Consider the following 6,348-nt stretch of genomic DNA (forward strand, 5'->3'; position numbering starts at 1 on the left):
TACTGTGAGCAAGATCATAGTGAATAAGCTTCACATACAACATGAAAATTTTTCAGGTTAGCAGCAAGGATATTTTTCATCATCCACAGACCCTAGGTAATTCAGGTGAATAAAGCGAGCCAGCACCAACGTCGCTTTAAATTAGAAGAATATAGAGTAAAAGGTCTAATGTTTGATCTCCGTTCAGCATTTCCTTTATCAATATGATTGACGGTATTAATCGTTATGTTAAATTCATCTTGTAACCTCGTTTTATTCGCTGCCCTAAAGGCCCTCTTATGATAAAAAAAATAATTCTAATTGTCGGACTCACCCTCGCTTTATTAGGTTGTCAATCCGAAGATGATAATACTGCACGCGCTGATACAATCAGTAATGAAAAACGTGATATTGCCTACTACTTGAGTCAAAACTACCATTTATATTCAGGCTCGTTACAGAACACACTTAATAACGATCAGCTAAGTGTTTCCCTTGCAAATTTAGTCAGTGATGATCAAAATCCAACGTTAACATCACGAGTAAAACAAGCCGACAAAACCATCCGAACACTGCAAGGTATTGAAGCGTTTACTGACGATCTCTTAGAGCTTCGTTTAGCTGATGGCACTATGCTCAAAGATTTACAACAAGGCCAACTGCCATTATTTGCTTTTGAACCTAAAGGCAATGAACAAACCTGGGACTTTATCGAAGCATTTGATATTTATGGTAATATCCATTATTTAGATGTCTACCAAATGCCCAATGTTCCTGTCTTTGTTGTCGATAATAATAGCGCCAAGTCGCTACAGGCCGGCTTACAAGCCATGCGTCAAGAGCTACAAAAATTGGGGCAACAACCGATCACTCAATCTGACGATCTCGTCGCTAGATCGCAAGCGCGTGATCTCAGTGAGTCGAATAAATCGGCTAGCCAACCACTATCAACCACGGTACTGAAAAAAATTCGCTTAGAGGATGACAAAGAGCCCTGGATTTCAGGCAAAGCTGAAATTTATGCGCTTGTCACAGGGGTTGATCCAAGTCGTGATAAGCCGACTATTGATGTGATAGATATGCCTTATCTAAGTTATGACAAAGTTGACTATTCTCCTAACCAAGTGATGATCCATTGGTCTCGTTATCGTTGGGGGGCTGTCGATATCGTCCTGATGGAACAAGATAGTGGTACGAATTATCAAGAACTCGCTAAGCTGTTGGTTGAAGCGGCTGAAAAAGTGCTTCAATCGTTCCCCGATCTTGAAGCGCAAGGCTATTCGGTGATTGCCAATATTACAGGTAAAATTATTGATGCCATTCCCAGTGGATTATTGACTAATGATGATGATTTTGTTGATGTTTACTATACTATTCAACAAGATAAGCATTATATTGACCACCCTGGCGCAACCAATAATGCACTGGTAACCTTCGAACCGTTAACGATTAATCCAACGCATTAAACCACGCCCACTCAAACGAGCAGGCTAGTTCACCGCCTGTTCGTTTGTTATGTATGATCTCTAACCATCTAAATTAATTTGTTTGATTAATTCCTCTTGCACACGCTCTGCGTCAGATAATGAAATTTGACACGTTCCAGCCGCGTGATGACCACCACCACCGTACTTAAGCATTAATGCGCCAACATTGGTTTTAGAGCTGCGATCAAAAATCGATTTACCCGTAGCAAAAACAATATTCTGCTGTTGAAAACCCCACATTTTATGAATCGAGATATTACAGTGGGGAAATAACGCATAGATCATAAATCGATTACCCGCGTAAATCACCTCTTCACTGGTTAAATCGAGCAACACAAGATTACGATACACTTTTCCACAACGCTGAATTTGTTCTTTAAATTTAACTTCATGCTTGCGATAAAGATCAACCCGCTCTTGAACATCAGGCAGTGCCAAAATTTGCTCAATACTTTGCGTTCGACAATTCTCAATCAAATTCATCATTAAGTTATAGTTAGAGACTCGAAATTCTTTGAAGCGACCAAGTCCAGTGCGTGCATCCATCAAAAAATTTAATAAATTCCAACCTTGAGAATCGAGGACTTCATCACGAGTAAACTGAGCTGAATCGCCTTTATCAACCGCCGCCATCATCTCTACCCATCGCTCGGGAAATACCGATTGACCACCATAATGATCCCATACCACACGCGCAGCAGAGGGCGCATTCGGGTCAATAACATGATTAGGCCGAGCCCCTTGATTACGAATGGTTTCTGATAAATGATGGTCAAACACCATATGCGCTTCTTTAACATAAGGTAAATTGGTCACAATATCGTGCTCGGTAATCTCGATCAGTCCATCTTGCATATCTTTCGGGTGTACAAACTTAATCTCATCAATCAAATCAAGCTGCTTAAGTAATACCGCACACACTAAACCATCAAAATCACTTCTGGTAACTAAACGGAATTTTTGTTGTTGTGGCATGGTTAAATCCTTTTCCAATGTTTGTCATTCAACAGCTAAAAATAAACCTATACCCAAACAACTTGAAGTTGCAGGTAGGCGGTAAGTAAGTCCTCATGAGCATAGGCAGATTATGCAATTGAGGTGAACCAACGTAGCCAACTCCGCTACAAATTCAAATCGGAAAGGTATTGAAATAAATACGTTACCTTTTAAGGGTAGTCGAGCTTAATAAGGCTCACAAACGCTTAAAACATTAAACCCAAAATAGAGTGGAAACCCACATCAGCAATATTTCGCAATAGATACGTTTTGCCCAAATTGACCATGTCACGGTGCACAGACGAAAGCGCGGTCTCGTAAGCACTTAGTAATCACTATTCTGCCAGACACTTTCATTCCAAAACGGTAAATCCAGTATTTCGATCTGATTAAAATGTGGTTCTGCAAGGCCTTTCAAGTAGTTCGCCACATTCAAACTTTGTGAGTGTGCGCTTTGACTGCCAGAGATAAGAGTCCGTTTCATATCAATTTCTTTTTAAACTGAAAGCCAGTGTTGTTGAATAAGTGGTTGAGGTAGAACGCGGGATAGCCAGCACAATAGAGATAAAAATCGCCCCTGCCCCGAAAATTTGCGTCCAAGTGAGTGCTTGATCGAGAATGACATAACCCAGTAAGCAAGCTGAGACACTGCTCAAAAAGCCAAGAAAGGACACCGTGACCGTTGGCAGTTGCTCAATACCACGGAACCAGAGAAAGTAAGCCAACATAGCGCCAACCACACTCAGGTATCCGTAACCCAGGTAGTTAAGCACAGTAACTTGCTCTGGTACGCCTTCAATCCACAGTGTCGTGGGCAGCAAAAACAGGCCACCAAACAATAATTGCCAGCCGGTAAATCCAAGTGTCGACATGCCTTGAGGACGGCCCCATTTTTTAGTCAGAACGACGCCAGAGGCCATACTGAATGTTCCTAAACCGGCGATCAATAAACCTTGTATGCTCAAAGATGCGGTTTGATTAAGCACTAATAGTCCAATCCCAATGATACCAACACCCCCAGCAACCCACTGCAAAGGGGTGATCCGTGTGCTCAGTAGAATCCAACTCATCATCATCACCAACATAGGTTGGAATGACATCACCAATGCTGCCATTCCTCCTGGTAATTCAGTCGCTGCAAAAAATAAGCAGTAAAAGAAGAAACCAATATTAAAAAAGCCCAATACAGGTAAACGCCACCACCAATTTCCAGTTGGTAAAGTTCGAGCAAACAGTACTAGCAATATCCCAGCAGGCAGAGCTCGTACTAAAGCAGCCATGAGTGGCGAATTTGGCGGTAGTACTTCGGTGGTTACGATATAGGTGCTGCCCCATACGATAGGTGCGATGGCAGTAAGCAGCATCGTCTTGATTCCTGACGTTGTATTCATTTTTCACCCTATTTAGTAGCGTTAACTTCCATAAAAGTATCTCTCAAGAAAGATACTTTCTAGAAAATAATAGAGAAATGGTTTTTAATCAAGTATCTTTTCAGAAAGATACATTCAGAGGGAGAGATCATGTCATCAGATAACACCATGCCAAATGACAAAGTGGATGCCATTCTTGCACAGTGGCACAATGTCAGACCGGAGCTAGATTGCTCGGCGATGGGTATTGTTGGCCGATTAAGCCGCACCCATGGACTTTGGAAACCTCAATTAGATCAAGTCTTCCAACGCTTTGATTTAAGCTCAGTTGAGTTTGATATTCTGGCGACCATCCGTCGTAGCAATACCGCCATCACGCCTACTGAGTTGTACCAAACCTTGATGCTCTCTTCCGGTGCGATCAGTACACGCATTGAACAACTGGTGCAACGCGGATTAGTGCAGCGTATTGCCAGCGATCAAGACAGACGCAGTTGTAAGGTAATTTTGACCGAACAAGGACAAAGGTTGATCGACCAAGCCTTGAATGCCCATGTCGACAATATGAATCGCATGTTGGAAGTGCTCACTAACCAAGAACAAATACAGCTAGAGCAGCTCTTAAAAAGAATTCTGCTGGCAGAATAAAAGCAACCACTTCGAGGAGAGCCGTTTTAAAAGACAAGCGCTTCTGGACGAAAAAGCGCTCGACGCGGATTGTGCAACAAACTTGAAAATAACGCTGGGGAATCTGTTTTCAACAAACATGTGCAAAAACTCTTGCTCCATGGCGTAAACCGTAGCCAAAGTGATAGTAACCAGCAGCACAGTTACAGCTTCAAGTAGGAAGGAAATACGTGCGTAAGCTCATACTTCTTTATTAACCAGCAGCTCAACACCTTGATTCGGCTTTGTTCGCGCTAAGACCATTGTTAGTATGAGGTTATTGATGTACCAATGACTTGGATAATGTAATGAAAGATGATCTTCTCGCGATTGTGACCAATGCAGCATTAAATCCCAAACAAAAAACCCTTGCTTTAGCGGCTCAAGCAGACGCCAGTTTACCTTATGTCTCTCGTAGTCCAAAATTAATTGAGGCGATGGAACAAGGCATTATTTGTGATATGTTTGAAGGACATGCGCCGTTTAAACCTCGCTATGTATTACCCGACTATCAACGCTTCCTCACGCAAGGATCATCGTATTTAGAGCTAACACCGGCAGAAGATTTTGACGATGCATTAATGAAATTGATGGTTTTATATCATCATGTTCCATCGGTGACGAATATGCCGGTATTTTTAGGCTACCTTGACCAACTGCTGCTACCTTATTGCCATGATGTGACCGATGAACATCTTTACCGTTCATTAAAACGGTTTTGGATTCAATTAGATAGAACGCTTCCCGATGCATTTATGCATGCCAATATTGGGCCAGAAGATAACCGTGTTTGCCGCATGGTGTTAAAAATCGATGCTGAATTACAGCAAGTTGCCCCTAACTTAACACTCATGTACGACCCCGAACGCACGCCAAACAGCCTACTTCGTCAAGCAACGGATAATATTATTCATTGCAGTAAGCCTCATATCGCCAACTGGCCCTTACATCAAGCCATCTTTGCTGAGCAAAATACCCAGCCTAGTTTCGGTATTGTCAGTTGTTATAATGCGTTACCCGTTCGTGGCGGCGCAAATACCTTAGTACGTCTAAACCTTAAAGCTGTAGCTGAACAAGCGCAGACCATAGAGACATTGTTAAATCAGACCTTGCCTTATTATTGTGACTTGATGTACGAACTGATAGAGCAACGTTGCCGATTTTTACATCAACAATCAAATTTCTTTCAAAGCTTTTTAGTGACTGAAGGGTTAATCGAAGAACAGCGATTTGCGCCCATGTTTGGTATTTATGGCATGGCCGAAGCAGTTAATCATTTATTAGCCGATCAAGCTGAATACGGACGCGATCCAGCAGCGAATCAATTGGCATTAACCATTACTCAAGCCTTAAGTGATATCGTTACCCAGACCCCCGTAACCTACGGCTTGGCGAATCGCGCTTTACTGCATTCACAAGGTGGTTTATCGATTGATACACAAACCACTCCAGGGATCCGAATTCGCTACGGTCAAGAGCCCGATCCCGTTAGCCATTTACTCGCATTAGCGCCGCAGCATGCTTACTACCACTCTGGGGTGAGTGATATTTTAACCCTCGACGAAACCATTAAAGCCAATCCTCAAGCGTTAACCGATCTCTGCCTAGGTGCTTTTGCCCATGGAATGCGAGAATTTACCGCCAATACCCAAGGTAACGATTTAGTCAGAATTACCGGCTATATGGTAAAAAAATCCGACTTAGAGGCCTATTATCAACAAGGTTCGCGTACCAATACAACGGCACTGGGCGCTGAAGCCTGCACCGAAACCAAAGTGACTCAACGAGTACCAAGAGTAGTAAGTCATGAATTTATTGCAGGTGAATAATGCCAACGACTGTCAATCACA

The 6,348-nt window shown here is 42.5% G+C and carries 6 protein-coding genes; 3 read left to right on the top strand and 3 right to left on the bottom strand.

The genetic code is table 11. The features are described from left to right. Positions 1-278: 278 nt before the first annotated feature. The gene (locus B7C60_RS16785; RefSeq protein WP_099612623.1) at positions 279-1,445 is read left to right on the top strand and encodes a DUF3103 domain-containing protein; all 1,167 of its coding nucleotides are present in this window, start codon (positions 279-281) and stop codon (positions 1,443-1,445) included. A 60-nt stretch (positions 1,446-1,505) separates the two neighbouring features. Here the strand turns inward: B7C60_RS16785 and B7C60_RS16790 are convergent, their stop codons facing one another. The 3 genes from B7C60_RS16790 to B7C60_RS16800 all read right to left on the bottom strand — a co-directional run bounded on the left by B7C60_RS16790 (position 1,506) and on the right by B7C60_RS16800 (position 3,853). After that, positions 1,506-2,441 (bottom strand): exopolyphosphatase, encoded by a 936-nt coding sequence (locus B7C60_RS16790; protein WP_099612624.1) that lies wholly within the window; start codon positions 2,439-2,441, stop codon positions 1,506-1,508. Between the two features lie 346 nt (positions 2,442-2,787). After that, entirely contained in the window at positions 2,788-2,946 is a 159-nt protein-coding gene (locus B7C60_RS16795) for a hypothetical protein (protein WP_425445519.1), read from the bottom strand. Position 2,947: 1 nt separating this feature from the next. Continuing rightward, positions 2,948-3,853, bottom strand: coding sequence for an EamA family transporter (locus B7C60_RS16800; protein ID WP_099612625.1), 906 nt, complete (start codon positions 3,851-3,853; stop codon positions 2,948-2,950). 147 nt (positions 3,854-4,000) lie between these two features. On the opposite strand from B7C60_RS16800, the gene B7C60_RS16805 reads away from it, so the two are divergent. Both B7C60_RS16805 and B7C60_RS16815 read left to right on the top strand, forming a co-directional pair. After that, positions 4,001-4,480, top strand: coding sequence for a MarR family winged helix-turn-helix transcriptional regulator (locus B7C60_RS16805; RefSeq protein WP_099612671.1), 480 nt, complete (start codon positions 4,001-4,003; stop codon positions 4,478-4,480). Positions 4,481-4,806: 326 nt separating this feature from the next. Then, entirely contained in the window at positions 4,807-6,327 is a 1,521-nt protein-coding gene (locus B7C60_RS16815; RefSeq protein ID WP_099612626.1) for a YjjI family glycine radical enzyme, read from the top strand. Positions 6,328-6,348 lie beyond the last annotated feature (21 nt).

The sequence above is a fragment of the Vibrio fujianensis genome (assembly GCF_002749895.1).
GTDB lineage: Bacteria > Pseudomonadota > Gammaproteobacteria > Enterobacterales > Vibrionaceae > Vibrio > Vibrio fujianensis.

Bases quoted from the DNA above. Each gene is read 5' to 3' on its own strand.
- B7C60_RS16805 (WP_099612671.1), top strand. From the start codon at position 4,001: ATGCCAAATGACAAAGTGGATGCCATTCTTGCACAGTGGCACAATGTC.
- B7C60_RS16795 (WP_425445519.1), bottom strand. From the start codon at position 2,946: ATGAAACGGACTCTTATCTCTGGCAGTCAAAGCGCACACTCACAAAGT.
- B7C60_RS16815 (WP_099612626.1), top strand. From the start codon at position 4,807: ATGAAAGATGATCTTCTCGCGATTGTGACCAATGCAGCATTAAATCCC.
- B7C60_RS16785 (WP_099612623.1), top strand. From the start codon at position 279: ATGATAAAAAAAATAATTCTAATTGTCGGACTCACCCTCGCTTTATTA.
- B7C60_RS16800 (WP_099612625.1), bottom strand. From the start codon at position 3,853: ATGAATACAACGTCAGGAATCAAGACGATGCTGCTTACTGCCATCGCA.
- B7C60_RS16790 (WP_099612624.1), bottom strand. From the start codon at position 2,441: ATGCCACAACAACAAAAATTCCGTTTAGTTACCAGAAGTGATTTTGAT.